We start from the raw sequence: 15,948 nt of genomic DNA, 5'->3' as shown, positions 1-15,948 counted from the left end.
CTCATTAAACGTCAAAAGTCTGAATTATTGTTTAACAATTACTTTCTTAGGACATTTAGGAATACAAGCACCACATTTGATACATTTGCTTTGATCAATAACATGGACACCCTTAACTTCTCCTGTGATTGCATCAACTGGACAAACACGTTTACATGCTGTACAGCCAATACATCCGTCACCAATTACAACTTGCAATAAATCTTTACACATGCCTGCTGGGCATTTTTTATCCACAACATGTGCAAGATATTCGTCTCTGAAATATTTCATAGTCGATAATACTGGGTTTGGAGCGGTTTGGCCAAGGCCACAAAGTGCAGAGTCTTTAATCGCGTAAGCTAACTCTTCTAAAGTATCTAAATCTTTGAGTGTTCCAGTACCAGAAGTGATTTTGTTCAAAATTTCAAGCATTCTTTTAGTACCTTCACGACAAGGCACACATTTCCCACAAGACTCATCCACTGTAAAGTCGAGGAAGAATCTTGCAAAGTCAACCATACAGTTGTCTTCATCAACAACGATCATACCGCCTGAACCCATCATAGAGCCAAGAGCTGTTAACGTGTCGAAATCTATTTTAGTATCCAAATGTTCTGCAGTAATACAGCCACCTGATGGTCCGCCGGTTTGAACCGCTTTGAAAGCTTTACCGTTCGGAATACCGCCACCGATATCATAGATAACTTCTCTAAGTGGAGTACCCATTGGAATTTCAACAAGACCTGTATTGTTAATCTTACCACCAAGTGCAAATACTTTTGTTCCTGGAGATTTTTCAGTGCCCATTGCAGTAAACCATTCAGCACCGTTTAAGATGATTTGAGCAACCACAGCATAAGTCTCAACGTTGTTGATCAATGTTGGTTTGCCAAAGATTCCTTTTTGAGCTGGAAATGGTGGTTTTGGTCTAGGCATGCCTCTTTCGCCTTCAATAGAAGCGATTAATGCAGTTTCTTCACCACAAACGAATGCGCCAGCTCCAAGTCTGATTTCAAGATCAAAATTGAAACCTGTGCCAAAGATATCTTGTCCTAAAAGCCCCAGCTCTTTAGCTTGACCAATAGCGATACCTAAACGCTTAACAGCGATTGGATATTCAGCTCTGATATATACATAACCTTTTTCAGCGCCAATTGCGTAACCTGCAATTGCCATTGCTTCGATAATAGCATGTGGATCGCCTTCAAGAACAGATCTGTCCATGAATGCACCTGGATCTCCCTCATCAGCATTACAAGCTACATACTTGATGTCGCCTACAGCTTTTTGAGTGAACTCCCATTTAAGACCTGTTGGGAATCCACCACCACCACGGCCACGAAGACCTGATTTTTTCATAATGTTTACAACATCTGTTGGCGTCATTTCTGTAAGTGCTTTACCAAGTGCTTTGTAACCATCAAAAGCAATATACTCTTCGATGACTTCTGGATTGATAACACCACAGTTTCTTAAAACAACTCTTTTTTGTTTTTTATAGAAAGTAACATCATTGATCGATGTTGCTATGTCAGTCACATTTGCAGCTTTGTCAACGAATAATAAATCTTTAACAATTCTACCTTTTAATAAATGTTCATCTACAATTCTTTCAACGTCTTTAAGTTCAACTCTTGAGTAGAATGAACCCTCTGGATAAACGATACAGATTGGACCTGCTTCACAAAGTCCGAAACATCCAGTTCTTACAACTTTAACTTCTTTTTCTAACCCTTTTGCTTGTAATTGAGTATTGAACATTTCTTCAATTGACACTGCACCTGAAGATGTACATCCAGTTCCGCCACATACAAGTACGTGTGATCTATAAAAATCCATTTATTTACCTCCTCAAATTGATTATTGGTTCTTATTCAGCAGCCCCGATAGTGTACTCCATAACAATATTGCCATTAACAATGTGCTCAGCAATGATTCTTCTTGCCTTCTCTTCTGTTAATTCAACATAAGTTACTTTTTCTTCGCCTTCTTTGTACACATCGATCATTGGCTCTAATCTACAAACCCCAACACAACCCGTTTGAGTAATTTCAATATCTTTAAGGCCTCTTTTTTGAGCTTCATCCATTAATGCTGCAAGTACAGGTCTTGCACCTGCAGAAATACCGCAAGTTGCCATTCCTACTACAATTCTTGTCCCTTTTCTATCTGTTCTTAAGTCAACTCTTTTGAGAGCTTCTTCTCTGATTTTTGCAAGTTCAGCTAAAGATTTCATTCTTATTCCTCCTAAGTCTAACCTTGATATTTCGCCATAATGCCTGGAATATCTTCAAGTACGAGTCTTCCATAAACGTCTTCATTAACTGTTAATACCGGAGCAAGTCCACAAGCACCAATACATCTTGTCGCTTCTAATGAGAATTTTCCATCGGCAGAAGTTTTACCAACAGTTACACCTGTGAGTTCAACTACTTTATCAATTATACTCTGTGCACCTCTAACATAGCATGCAGTTCCAAGGCATATACCAATTAAGTACTCGCCTTTAGGCTCTAACGTGAATTGTGAATAGAATGTAACAACGCCATAAATTTCAGCTAAAGGTACATGTAATTTTTCAGAAATTACTTTTTGTACTTCCATAGGAATTGCACCGAAAATGTGTTGCGCTTCATGTAAAATAGGCATTAAAGGGCCTTGCATATCTTTGTGCGCTTCAATAACCCTATCAAGCTTCGCAAAATTTTCTTCTGTTAAAAAGTCTTTGGCCATTAATTGTTCCTCCTTATACTTCGTACATTCGACTGAGCTCGAACATAACCCGAACCGTCCAATCCCTAGTAATTTACTAGGTTTAAAGCTGTTTGTTAATTTCTTAACCTATATTCGAATAGATTATAACATAGAATGATTATAATGTATACACAAAAGTAAGCATTCACTCTCTCTAATTTTTTGTAATATTTTAAGCCCATTTTTTGTTGAAATTTAAACATCTATAGGCGAAAATATTTTCGCAAAATTTACCAAGATTATGTTTTACTGTTAATCTTCGCAGCATTTTTTGCACTTCTATTGTGTTCTTTTTGTACAAATTTTGATTTGATAAAATAACAATACCCCTCGTATGCAGGGGTATTGTGTTGTGGTTTGTGAATGATTTATCTACTCGTCTGAATTTTCAGACTTTTCAACAGCGTCTTTCGTATGAAAATAGTCATAAATACTCTGTGCAACCGTTTTATGGATGCCCTCTACTTTTTCAAGTTCCAGCACGGTTGCAGCTCTCATATTTTCTATGGAATGAAATTGCTTCAACAGTGCAATTTTTCGTTTATCACCAATCCCTACAATCTCATCCAAAATAGATGAAGTCATCTCTTTTGATCTCAATGATTTATGATACTCGATTGCAAATCGATGCACCTCTTCTTGAATCTCATATATAAGCTTAAAAGCATTGTTTTTTTGCTTTAAACCGCAGATTTCCCCATGATAATACAAATCTTCAGTTTTGTGATAATCATCCTTAACCATCCCCACACAGGGAATATCAATTTTCAGTGCCGTGAGCACATCTTGGACCGCATTCACATGACCCTTTCCACCATCAATTAAGATCACATCTGGAAAATGTATGAATTTTCCTTCGCCAATGCCGTTCTCAGAAGCAAAATTTTGCTCTTCCAGCCCTCGTTTAAATCTGCGATAGAGCACTTCTTGCATGGACCCATAATCATTAGCACCTTCAATGGTTTTAATTCTGTAACGTCTATAATCACTGCGTTTCTTCTTACCCGCTTCGAAGACAACCATGCTACCGACCGAATATACGCCTGACGTGTTAGAGATGTCATACGCTTCAAGTCTTCTAAGTTTCATATTCTGCGGCATGCCCAACAAATCCTTAAGTTCACTTTCGGCAGATTCTCTAAACCTAATCTCCTTATCAATTTTCTCTTGAAACTTTATGATATACTCTTTGGCATTCTTACTCACCAAGTCTATGAGTTTTTTCTTTTCACCCTTTTGTGGAATATGGATCTCAACCTTCGTTCCGAGTAACTTTGTCAACCAATCCGAATAGAGTTCTTTCATTTCAATTTCATCAGATAAGTAGATCTCTTTGGGGATCATCAATGCGCCTGAATAATACTGCGTTATAAAGGAAGTTAAAATATCCGAAGCACTCATGCCTAGAGCATTTGATATATTATGAGACTCTCTTCCTTCAATTTTTCCACCTCTAACTTGGAATAGCATGACACATGTTCTCTCTTCAAAATTATAAAATGCAATAAAATCTTGATTTTTGTCATTCGCTTGAATCGCCTTTTGCTTTTCATTTAAAGCCTCTAATGCGTTGATTTTATCGCGAATCTCTGCTGCAATTTCAAAATTCAAAAGTTCTGCTGCCTTAAGCATCTGCTGCTTTAAGTCACTCATAAGCCAGTCTCTATCACCATTTAAAAATCTCAGAACTTGATTGACATACATCCTATAATCTTCCTTTGAAATTGCATGATTACAGGCCCCTGCACATCTTCCAATATGAAAATTAAGGCAGGGTCTGTCTATTTTACTTGTGATCTTCTTGCTACACTCTCTGAGCGGAAAAATGGTTTGAATGACCTCAAGTGTTTTGCGTACTTGATCTGTACTCACGTAAGGTCCAAAGTGTTTACCCTTACCAGAATAATTGCGCGTCATCAGTACTCTTGGAAACTCTTCTTCCACAGTGACGAGGATAAAGGGATACATTTTATCGTCTTTTAGAAGGATATTAAATCTCGGGAGATGTTTTTTGATCAAATTGGCTTCAAGAATCAGCGCTTCAACTTCATTGTCTGTAATAAAGTATTCGAACTCCGCGATATTGATGACCATAGTCTGAACTTTAGGCATATGTGCATTAAACCCTCTAAAATACGAACTCACACGATTTTTGAGATTTTTGGACTTACCAACATATATAATTTCGCCCTCATGGTCCTTCATGATGTAAACACCGGGGTTATGAGGTAATTTTTTGAGTTGCTCTTTAATGTGGTCTTTCACTATAAAATTATGAGACATCTTAGACAATTCCTTTCATATAAAACCTAATCCTATTATAGCGGATTTTTTACGTAAAGTATTTCAGTATTCGTATTTTTTTAGTATAATAGGGAATGGTACCTATGCCTTATGCCAATACCGCTTTTGACTTTCACTTATACAAGGAGACTTTTCATGAATAATACAACACGTTCTTTGATTTTTTTCGCGGGTCTAGCTGCAGTTGTTTTTTATTATTTCTCAATCATTCCGCTACTGCCTTTTGCAATGGAACAACCCAATTTTTACATCCATTATCTTGCCGCTTCTGTGCTGGTGATTTTTCCGCTCGTACAATTGCTCATGCGAAAATGGGTCCTCAAAAAATACCAACTGAAAGATGAATTTTTATTTCATCTCAACATTCATGACGCCAAAGCGGTTCATCGCATCACCTTTTACGCCATTTCTTTTTTAATCATATTGTTACCTGTGACAGGCAATCGATTTGATCTAAGTGCCCTACTGCCTGTTCATTATTTCACATTTGCATTTTGGGTGTTTATCTCAGAAATTTGGATTTTTGTGACCTACAAAACGACCAAGGCCTATTTTGGGAAAGCTTATATCCTTATTTCTGGCTATGATTTTAGACTTGATTTTCCACTTGGCTCCATTCTTTATTCCCATTCTGGCGTTTACTATTACTCAGATTTCAAGTATTATTACATTGAAGGTCAAACCCTTTATCTGATATTAGAAAATGATCGTGGTAAAATTGCAGTTGAATCAACCGATGCTGTTTTATCCAATGTGGCAAGTTATTTAAATGCACAAAAAGTTAAAGCCATCAAACCCTAAATAACTTGAAATCCATATTCAAGCCATTATCTTAGAGTTTTAGCTGTACAATTACAGATAAATAGGTGCCCCATCTATCCACATGATGAAGCACCTATTTTTTATAGACCATAATGACCTAAATGGTTTGCATTTTCAGTTTTACAACATTTTTTTTAAAAATTCACCCGTATACGAGGTCTTATGCTTCGCCACCTGCTCAGGTGTTCCCGTCACAAGTATGGTACCACCATTATCCCCACCATCTGGTCCTAAATCGATGATATGATCTGAAGATTTAATCACATCGAGATTATGTTCTATAACGACAATGGTATTGCCTGCATCTACTAATTTTTGTAACACTTCAATGAGATTGTGAACGTCTGCTGTATGAAGTCCTGTGGTTGGTTCATCTAAAATATAAAGTGTCTTCCCTGTGCTCACTTTGCTGAGTTCAGTAGCGAGTTTTATACGTTGTGCCTCCCCGCCAGATAGCTGTGTGGACGGCTGACCTAACCTAATATAGCCAAGACCGACATCATAAAGGGTTTGAATTTTTCTTTTAATCTTTGGAATATTGGCAAAATACTCAAGGGCTTCTTCCACAGTCAATTCTAAAACGTCGGCGATGTTCTTGCCTTTGTATTTAACTTCAAGCGTTTCGCGATTATATCTTTTGCCCTTGCACACATCACATTGAACATAGACATCCGGCAGAAAATGCATCTCAATTTTGATAATGCCATCCCCTTTACAATGCTCACATCTACCCCCACTGACATTAAAGCTGAATCGACCTTTTTGATAGCCTCTCATCTTTGCATCGGGAACTTGTGCAAAAATATCTCTAATGTGATCGAATACACCTGTATAAGTTGCTGGATTTGATCTCGGCGTCCGCCCTATTGGCGACTGGTCAATATCGATGACTTTATCGATGTGTTCAAGCCCGATAATATCGTCATGCTTCCCCGCCTTTATTCGGCTTCTGTTAATCTTTATCGCACATGACTTGTAAAGGATCTCATTGATCAAAGTGCTCTTTCCAGAACCCGATACACCTGTTATGGCGCAAAATATGCCCAGTGGAATATCCACGTCAATATTTTTGAGATTGTTCTCAACAGCACCCGTTATCCTGATTTTATGGCCATTCGATGCTCTTCTAACGGCAGGCACCTCTATCTTTTTCTTGCCCGATAAATACTGACCCGTCAATGAAGCTTCAGAGGCTAGTATATCTTCAATAGTCCCTTCTGCAATGATTTCACCACCATGTTCACCCGCGCCTGGTCCTAAGTCCAAGATATAATCCGCTTCCATGATGGTTTCTTCATCATGTTCAACGACTAATAGTGTATTACCAAGATCCGTGAGGTTTCGAAGCGTCTTTAATAACTTTTGATTGTCCTTTTGATGAAGTCCTATACTGGGTTCATCTAAAATATAAAGTACGCCTACAAGGCCTGACCCAATCTGAGTTGCAAGTCTAATACGCTGAGATTCACCGCCTGATAGAGTGCTTGCCGCACGCGCTAATGATAGATACTCTAGACCTACATTTTTTAGAAAAAGTAATCTTGCATTAATCTCTTTTAAAATCTGATCGGCTATTTGAGCATGCGTAGAACCAAGGCTCAAACGGTCAAAAAAGACAATGGCATCCTTCACCGATAATTCAGTGATCTCTATGATACTCTTACCACCCACTGTAACAGCTAATACCTCATCTTTTAATCGATTACCATGACAAGTTTCACATTCTATCATACTCATAAACTCATCAATTTTTTGTCTGATGTACTCTGAAGTGGTCGCTGCATATCTTCTCTCATAATTGTTCACAAGGCCTTCAAAAGGCCGATTGAATTCTGAAAAGCCCACATATTTGCTATCGTATTTAAATTTGACATCGCGCTTTCCTGTGCCATAGAAAATTTCATGCTTCAATTTCTCTGGAAATTCTCTAAAGGGCACTTCTGTTGAAACACCGTGATATTCTAACAAAGCATTTATCATATTCACATAAAAAGTACCTTCTGCGCTGTTTGCAATAGGGAGCAACGCCCCTTCGCTCACCGATAATTTGACATCGGGTACAAGCAATTCTGGATCTACCTTCTTTGTGAAGCCCAATCCATTACAATCAGGACAAGCACCATATGGCGCGTTGAAAGAAAACATTCTCGGTTCCATTTCCGCGATACCTTGTCCATGATCGGGACAAGAAAATTGAGTATTGAAAGTGAGGTCCTCTCCCTCAATACAATTTATAACAATTAAGCCTTCAGATAATTTTAGAACCGTTTCGAGAGAATCCGTTAGCCTTTGTTGTATCCCGTCCTTGATGACCAATCGATCGACGACCACTTCTATGGTGTTTTTCTTGGTCTTTGTCAAAACGATTTCTTCAGAAAGATCAACGACTTCACCATTTATACGCGCTCTCACATAGCCTTCTTTTCTCAATTCTTCGATAACTTTGGTATGTTGCCCTTTTTTGCCCACAATAAGGGGAGCAAGCACTTGAATTTTAGTGCCTTCTTCAAGGAGCATCACTTGATCCACAATTTGATCTACCGATTGAGGCGCAATTTCCATCCCACAGACTGGACAATGTGGGATACCAATTCTTGCATACAACAATCTCAAATAATCATAGATTTCAGTGACCGTTCCCACCGTAGATCGTGGGTTTCTATTGGTCGTCTTCTGATCTATGGAAATAGCAGGCGAAAGTCCTTCAATGTATTCTACATTTGGTTTTTCCATTTGACCTAAAAACTGCCTTGCATACGATGATAAACTCTCCACATATCTTCTTTGACCTTCTGCATAAATCGTATCGAAGGCAAGCGAAGATTTTCCTGAACCACTGAGACCTGTAATAACAACCAGTTGATCTCTTGGGATTCTCACATCAATATTCTTTAAATTATGCTCTTTAGCACCTTTTACATAAATACTATTTTTACTCATCATGACTTCCTCAATTTCGTCTCTCTAATTTCGACAATCATATCTCTAAGTTCAGCTGCACGCTCGAATTGAAGTTTCCTAGAGGCTTCCATCATTTCGCCCTCCAATGTGTCAACATAATCTCTGAGTTCCTTTTTCGTCATTTTTTGGATTTTTTCGACTTCATAAGCAGCGACTTCTTCTGCTGCAACAGTGGCTTCAATAACATCTCTAATACTTTTGACGATACCTGTTGGTGTTATGTTATGTGCTTCATTATACTCTGTTTGAATCTGCCTTCTTCTATTGGTCTCATCCAGTGCAAGTTTCATCGATCGGGTTTCTTTATCTGCATAAAGAATGACCTTCCCGTTAATATTTCGGGCTGCACGACCAATCGTTTGTACCAGCGACGTTTCAGATCTCAAAAATCCTTCTTTGTCGGCATCTAAAATAACCACTAGAGAGACCTCAGGAATATCAAGCCCTTCTCTCAAAAGATTGATACCCACCAGCACATCGAAAATCCCTTTTCTGAGGTCATGTAAAATGCTCATGCGCTCTATGGTCTTAATGTCTGAATGTAAATATCTCACTTTAATATCCATCTTTTTAAAGTAATCGGTTAAATCCTCAGACATTTTTTTCGTTAAAGTGGTCACTAAAACGCGTTCATTTTTTTCTATTCTCTTCATAATTTCTGAATACAAATCGTCAATCTGTCCCTTTATAGGTCTTACTTCTACTTCTGGGTCAATCAAACCCGTCGGTCTAATAATCTGCTCAATGGCTTTATTACTGTGCTCATACTCGTAAGGTCCAGGCGTTGCACTAATAAATAAAGCTTGGTTCACCAATTTCTCAAATTCTTCAAAATTAAGCGGTCGATTATCCCTTGCAGAAGGCAAGCGGAATCCATAATCTACAAGTGACTGCTTTCGGGTTTGGTCACCCCCATACATCGCTCTAATTTGAGGAATCGTCACATGTGATTCATCAATGACAATCAAAAAGTCATCTGGAAAGTAGTCCAGTAATGTGAAGGGTCTACTGCCAGGAGGTCTCCCAGATAAGACTCTTGCATAATTTTCGATGCCCTGACAAAACCCTACTTCTCGGAGCATTTCAATATCATACTTAGTCCTCTGTTCAATGCGCTGTGCTTCAATCAATTTATTATGATCTTTAAAATACTTGATGGTCTCTTCAAGTTCTGTTTCAATATTGACAATCGCACCCTCAAGTTTATCTTTTGGTGTTACATAATGTGAAGCTGGATAAATCGTCAAGTGGTTGCGATAACCTAATATTTCGCCTGTCAAAGCGTTGACCTCGGCAATCCGGTCAATTTCATCTCCAAAGAGTTCAATGCGATAAGCGCGTTCAAACTCATAAGAAGGCATCACTTCAATGACATCTCCACGAACTCTAAAAGTATTACGTGTGAAGTTGATGTCATTGCGTGTGTACTGGATATCAATCAACCTTCTCAAAATATCATTTCGTGATTTATCCATCCCTGGTCTTATGGACAGGGTCATGGTCGAGTAATCAATTGGATCTCCTAATCCATATATGCAAGATACCGATGCCACTATAATGACGTCCCTGCGCTCAAATAATGCTGAAGTTGCCGAATGTCTTAGTTTGTCTATTTCTTCGTTAATAGATGCGTCTTTTTCGATATAAGTATCTGAATGTGCAACATAGGCTTCTGGTTGATAATAATCATAATAACTGACAAAGTACTCCACTGCATTGTCTGGAAAAAAAGCTTTAAACTCTGAAGCAAGTTGCGCCGCTAACGTTTTATTGTGCGCAATGACAAGCGTTGGTTTTTGTACACGCTCAATTACATTGGCCACTGTAAAGGTCTTTCCAGAACCGGTTACACCAAGCAAAGTACTGTATTTTTGATTTTGATCTAAAGCGGCGACCAAACTCTCAATCGCCTCTGGTTGATCACCTGTAGGTTTATAATCTGATACTATTCTAAAGCGATTCATATCACCCTCCAAACGTTTGTTCGTATTTCAATTATATAGTTTTTACGCGTACCCGTCAAATACATTTTCGACATTTTAAAAAGAGCTTATAGTTCACGAGATGTTCTACGAACCGCTGTGATCTATAAGCTCTTCATTTTAATTTAAGTTTGGTTAGAGTGTAAAATTCAGTTTATATTTTTACCAAAAGTGGAGCAAAATAAAAGTGCCTATGACTAAAATAAATAGGAGTCCAGCTACAGCTATTCCAGGATTTATATAGGCATCAGAAACCCTGTCCATCTTTTTAGAGCCTTTATTAACCGCTTCCTCCTGCTGATTTACAGCCTCTGAATCGATCACACTCTGAAGTTTAAGACCAAGTGCCTTAATTGCATTGCCTGTTGCCATATACTTTGAAAAATCCATAAGGGTCTCCCTTCACAGTTCATAGGTTTGATTATTTGAGCTTTTCATTTAAAATTTCAATGGCTTTTTGAAGTTGATTGTCATCTGCATCTGTTGGATTTTCAATCTTGCTATAGTTTTCATCAAGTGGTTCTACCACATCGGGCTCAATACCAATTTTATGAATGTTTTTACCAGATGGCGTAAAGTATTCTGAAGTGGTGAGCTTAAAGCCTGTATCCTCTGAAAAAGGTTTTACAATTTGAACAACACCTTTTCCATACGTGGTCACCCCAACGATGGTTGCTGCTTTATTGTCTTTTAATGCACCTGTTAAAATTTCCGAAGCACTGGCAGAGCCTTGGTCCACTAAAACCACCAACTGCACATCCATTTTTTTAGAGTCTGACTCAAACCGCTCGTTGTCACCATTTCGACTTTCCGTGTATACGATCAGAGATTTGCCCAGTAAGCTGTCTGCAATCTTCACACATTGTGTTAAATAGCCGCCTGGATTTTGTCTGAGGTCAAGAACGACACCTTGAGCCCCTTGGTTCACAAGTTCTTTCATATGTTTATCAAATTCAAACGCTGAATTTTCATCAAACATGGATATTCTCAAATATCCCAATTGAGAGTCCAGCATTCTTGATTTTACAACTTTTACATCGATCCATTCTCTTTTGATGTCCACATCAAATTTGTCTTTGAGTGAAGGTCTATAGATCGTAAGGGTTACAGATGTGCCCGGCTCACCTTTTACTTTAGAGATGGTCTCGTCCATAACCGATGCATCCACAGTTTCTCCATTGACGCCAATAATAAGATCTTTTGCTTGAAGCCCTGCACGTTCACCCGGTGTATCTTCAATTGGTGCAACGATTTCTATTTCATTGTCTTCATTTGCGACTAAATAGACCCCTATTCCTGGGTATTCACCTGACGAAGATTCCATATAACTCTTGTACTCATCTTTATTCATAAAAAGCGAATACGGGTCTTCAAGAACAGTAAAAATCCCCTTCTTCATACCTTCGATCATGAGTTCATCACTCACTTCTTTGTAATAATTCTTTTCAATATAGTCCTTTAAAACTTCCACTTCTTTATACTTGTTAATCGTCTCTTGATACTGGTCAAAATCTTTTTTTGAAATGACCACTTTATCCCCTAAATCCACTTGCGTGATCGTTGTTGCAAAAAAGGTAATACCACTACTGGCAATTATAAGTAACAATGATAAAATAACAACATTAATTTTTTTCAATTTAAGCACCTCAATTTCCTTTTACATATTTTTCAGGATCAACATAATCGCCATTAACGCGCACCTCGAAATGACAATGTGGTCCCGTGGAATATCCTGTGCTTCCTGATTTTGCAATAAGGTCTCCCTTATTCACTTTTTGTCCAACCTTACCTACAAGTCCATCATTATGACCATAAAGCGTGGTATAGCCGCCGCCGTGGTCTAAAATGATTACTTTACCATACCCGCCATACCATCCAGAGTAAATAACCGATCCAGATTGTGCCGCTAAAACATCCGAATTTCTTGGACATGAAATATCAATTCCAGTATGCATCTTATACGTTTTAAATATAGGATGCAATCGATTGCCAAAAGGCGATGTAATGGTGTAGTTTCCTGGAACAGGCCACATCATTTCTCCACCAACATAAGTTTTAGCGAGTTGAAGATTTTTGATAGCAGAGGTCAATTGATCCGCTTCACCTAAAAGTTCATCTTCGAGTTCTTCTAACGAAGCTTGGTCCTTTTGAAGTTGTTCTTTATAAGAGATCATAGATTTTAAGTCTTTTTCAAGCGCACTTTGTTTGTCTTTTTTGGATGTCACCAAAGATAAGAGTTCAACTTTAAAGCCTTCAAGTTCAGTTTTTTTCTGATTGATGATGTCTCTTTGCTCTTTTAAAAAGAGGATCAGATTCTGATCTTGATCCAATATTCTCTGTACCATATCAATTCTTGAGAGCAGATCTGTAAAATCTTCTGAACCGATTAGAACCTCGATATAGCCTATGTTCCCAGTTTTATACATGACCCTCAACCGATCGTTCAACAGTTCATTTTTCTCTCCAATTTTGACTTCCGCATCAGCAAGTTCCACCGTCTTAACGTCAATGTCCCCTTCGGTCTTATTAATATTTAAGTCTAATTCGGCAATCTCTTTTTCAAGATTTTTGATACTTGTACTGACTTTCTTTATATTGGAAGCCGTTTGATTTTGAAGCGATTTATTGGCATCAATAGACGCATCCATCGATTCAATTTGTTGTTTAAGTTCTTCTAACTCCCGCTCTTTCTTTTTAAGTTCATCGTTATTCGCCCAAGAAGCCGTTGTAAAGATCAACATAAAAATGAGTATCAAGGGAAGCCATTTTTTTAAGTTCATCATAGCCTCCTACACATTTAGATATTTACGCATGGACCAAATACTGCCCAGCGCACCAATCCCAGCACCAATAACTACAAATAAAAATATCAAGTCTTTCATGAGCACTTCTGGTTTGACAATATAAGCTGCAATCAATACAAAAAAATCAGAATGCAACACATTAAAAATATACTCATAGCCGATCTTCATGATCATAGCTGAAACCCCTGCGCCTACAAGTCCCAAGATCGTCCCTTCTGTTAAAAAAGGCCATCTGATAAACCAGTTTGTGGCACCCACATACTTCATGATATTAATTTCCCTATGTCGTGCATTAACCGCCAGCTTAATCGTATTGTGTATGATAAAAGTCGAAATTGCAATTAAAACAAATATAATCGTCAATCCAGCTTTTCTAATCAAATCTGTAAACAATAACAGTTTCGCAACGGTATCTTGATTGGATTTAATTTGCTCTATTCCCTCTAATTTTTCCAAAGACGCAAGTACGCTCTCTGAATAGTAAATATCGGTCAAATAGACAATAAAAGAATTGGGCAACGGATTTTTTTCTAAGCCTTCTAGCATATATGCATTTTCTTTCCACGACGCTTGCATCTTCGCCAAAGCATCGACCTTATTTTCATAAGAAACAGTTTCTACACCTGCTATGGCTTCAATTTCATTTTGCAACGCTTCACTCTCTTCTGAAGTCAACTCATCCAATAAGTAGACTTTTATGCTGTCAATCTGATCTTTTGCTGCCTGAGTCGATGCATTAACATTGACAATCAACGCAAATATAATGCCTAATATAATCAAAGTTGCTGAAACCGAGGAAACAGAGGCAATACTCATCAATCTATTTCGCCACAGACTCTTTAAGGCTTCTCTCAATGTGAAAATTGGTTTAATCGTCATAGCCATAAACTCCTATTTTATCGTCTCTTGCAACACTCCCATGTTCAAGTGCAATAACACGTTTTTTCATAATGTCCACGATATCTTTATCATGTGTTGCCATCAGTATGGTTGTACCTCTTCTGTTAATGGTTCGAAGTATCTTCATAATTTCCCATGAAGTTTCTGGATCTAGGTTACCCGTGGGCTCATCCGCAATCAAAATAGGCGGGTTGTTGATCATCGCACGTGCTATTGACACCCTCTGTTGTTCTCCACCAGACAGCTGATTGGGATAAACATTTCCCTTTCCAGAGAGTCCAACCAACGATAAGATCATCGGCACTTGCTTTCGAATCGTCCTCTGGGGGGTCCCTAATATTTCCATTGCATACGCAATATTTTCATATACGGTCTTGTTGGGAAGCAGTCTAAAATCTTGAAATACAACCCCCACCTTGCGCCTTAAATAGGGTACTCGCCTACGGTGTAATCTCGTAACATTCACATCGTCTACCCATATTTTCCCTGTTGTCGCATCTACTTCTTTTAAAATAGCTTTGATAAAAGTAGATTTACCAGCGCCACTTTGACCTACTATAAAGACAAATTCGCCCTTTTCAATTTTTATATTGACATTATTAAGTGCCATTACGCCGTTGTCATAACGTTTGGAAACATTGCTAAACTCTATCATAAATGTCCTAACCCTTCTCATTTTTCCTGTAAACACTTTATTAATTCAACATCTATGGTTAGAGTGTCCAAATCCAACCACCTATCTCTCTTATTATACTTAATTTTTCAGCTATAATAAACCATTACCTTTATATTATACCTATACTTAGAGCGCATTTTAAGTGTATAATTATTAAATAAATATTACACAGAGGTGAACGCCATGGATAAAAAGCAAATTCGTCAAAAAATGCTCAAGGCGCGTTCTTCACTATCAGAACAAGAACGCACAACTTACAGTGATCTCATTATGTCCTATCTGGTCCATTCAGAAATATTTACAAAAGCGTCTCAAGTGGCATCCTTTCTGGATTTCAGAGATGAGGTTTGCATGTCGCCTATTAATGATTATATACTTAAAACACAAAAATCGCTATGCCTGCCCTATATTGATATGAAAAACAAAATCATGACTTTTCATGCTGTCAATGCCATATCTGATCTCAAGTTGAGCCCATACGGCATTCTTGAACCCGATCCCAAAAGGCACACACAAATTGATTTGAAGTCGATCGATCTCGTTTTAACACCAGGCGTTGCGTTTGATATGAAAGGGTTTCGTCTCGGTTATGGCGGTGGTTTTTATGATCGTTTTTTTGAAAAAATCAGCCCTGATGTCCCTAGAATTGGCGTTGCTTTCTCACTTCAACAACTCGATGTCATACCCGTAGAATCACACGACTTACCCTTGACAGCACTCATCACTGAAAAGGGCATTCATTGGTTCTAGGATAGCCGCAAAC

Annotated in this window: 13 protein-coding genes; 2 read left to right on the top strand and 11 right to left on the bottom strand. The window is 38.1% G+C overall.

Annotated elements, in window-relative coordinates; genetic code table 11:
• Positions 1-24: 24 nt before the first annotated feature.
• The 4 genes from nuoF to uvrC all read right to left on the bottom strand — a co-directional run bounded on the left by nuoF (position 25) and on the right by uvrC (position 5,019).
• Positions 25-1,821, bottom strand: a complete 1,797-nt coding sequence (nuoF, locus tag F3D3_RS12870) for an NADH-quinone oxidoreductase subunit NuoF (RefSeq protein ID WP_069874502.1) — start codon at positions 1,819-1,821, stop codon at positions 25-27.
• A 31-nt stretch (positions 1,822-1,852) separates the two neighbouring features.
• Positions 1,853-2,218: a ferredoxin gene (locus tag F3D3_RS12865; protein WP_069874500.1), complete on the bottom strand. Its 366-nt coding sequence runs from the start codon at positions 2,216-2,218 to the stop codon at positions 1,853-1,855.
• A gap of 17 nt (positions 2,219-2,235) precedes the next feature.
• Complete coding sequence (locus tag F3D3_RS12860; RefSeq protein WP_069874499.1) at positions 2,236-2,715, bottom strand: NAD(P)H-dependent oxidoreductase subunit E; 480 nt, start codon at positions 2,713-2,715, stop codon at positions 2,236-2,238.
• Between the two features lie 393 nt (positions 2,716-3,108).
• Positions 3,109-5,019, bottom strand: coding sequence for an excinuclease ABC subunit UvrC (gene uvrC, locus F3D3_RS12855; RefSeq protein ID WP_069874497.1), 1,911 nt, complete (start codon positions 5,017-5,019; stop codon positions 3,109-3,111).
• Between the two features lie 156 nt (positions 5,020-5,175).
• Between uvrC and F3D3_RS12850 the strand changes: the two genes are divergently transcribed.
• Positions 5,176-5,841, top strand: a complete 666-nt coding sequence (locus F3D3_RS12850) for a hypothetical protein (RefSeq protein ID WP_069874495.1) — start codon at positions 5,176-5,178, stop codon at positions 5,839-5,841.
• Between the two features lie 141 nt (positions 5,842-5,982).
• Here the strand turns inward: F3D3_RS12850 and uvrA are convergent, their stop codons facing one another.
• The 7 genes from uvrA to ftsE form a co-directional block, all read right to left on the bottom strand.
• The gene (uvrA, locus tag F3D3_RS12845; protein WP_069874589.1) at positions 5,983-8,802 is read right to left on the bottom strand and encodes an excinuclease ABC subunit UvrA; all 2,820 of its coding nucleotides are present in this window, start codon (positions 8,800-8,802) and stop codon (positions 5,983-5,985) included.
• A complete protein-coding gene (gene uvrB, locus F3D3_RS12840) occupies positions 8,802-10,787 on the bottom strand; it encodes an excinuclease ABC subunit UvrB (RefSeq protein ID WP_069874493.1) in 1,986 nt (661 codons plus the stop codon). Before uvrB ends, uvrA begins: the two co-directional genes overlap by 1 nt.
• Positions 10,788-10,967: 180 nt before the next feature.
• Positions 10,968-11,195 carry a hypothetical protein gene (locus F3D3_RS12835; RefSeq protein WP_069874492.1) on the bottom strand — a complete coding sequence of 76 codons (228 nt, stop codon included), beginning with the start codon at positions 11,193-11,195 and terminating at the stop codon, positions 10,968-10,970.
• A gap of 31 nt (positions 11,196-11,226) precedes the next feature.
• Positions 11,227-12,441 carry a S41 family peptidase gene (locus F3D3_RS12830; RefSeq protein WP_069874588.1) on the bottom strand — a complete coding sequence of 405 codons (1,215 nt, stop codon included), beginning with the start codon at positions 12,439-12,441 and terminating at the stop codon, positions 11,227-11,229.
• 10 nt (positions 12,442-12,451) lie between these two features.
• Positions 12,452-13,585 carry a murein hydrolase activator EnvC gene (locus F3D3_RS12825; protein ID WP_069874490.1) on the bottom strand — a complete coding sequence of 378 codons (1,134 nt, stop codon included), beginning with the start codon at positions 13,583-13,585 and terminating at the stop codon, positions 12,452-12,454.
• Between the two features lie 9 nt (positions 13,586-13,594).
• Positions 13,595-14,488, bottom strand: coding sequence for a permease-like cell division protein FtsX (ftsX, locus tag F3D3_RS12820; protein ID WP_175438370.1), 894 nt, complete (start codon positions 14,486-14,488; stop codon positions 13,595-13,597).
• On the bottom strand, positions 14,478-15,164 hold the full coding sequence (gene ftsE, locus F3D3_RS12815; RefSeq protein ID WP_069874487.1) for a cell division ATP-binding protein FtsE: 687 nt from the start codon (positions 15,162-15,164) through the stop codon (positions 14,478-14,480). The genes ftsX and ftsE overlap by 11 nt, the downstream gene beginning before the upstream one ends.
• A gap of 204 nt (positions 15,165-15,368) precedes the next feature.
• On the opposite strand from ftsE, the gene F3D3_RS12810 reads away from it, so the two are divergent.
• Positions 15,369-15,935 carry a 5-formyltetrahydrofolate cyclo-ligase gene (locus F3D3_RS12810; protein ID WP_069874485.1) on the top strand — a complete coding sequence of 189 codons (567 nt, stop codon included), beginning with the start codon at positions 15,369-15,371 and terminating at the stop codon, positions 15,933-15,935.
• Positions 15,936-15,948 lie beyond the last annotated feature (13 nt).

This window comes from Fusibacter sp. 3D3, assembly GCF_001748365.1.
In the GTDB taxonomy this organism is placed as follows: Bacteria; Bacillota; Clostridia; order Peptostreptococcales; family Acidaminobacteraceae; genus Fusibacter_A.
Note: the sequence above shows the minus strand (reverse complement) of the source record. Positions and strands in the feature narration are given on the sequence as shown.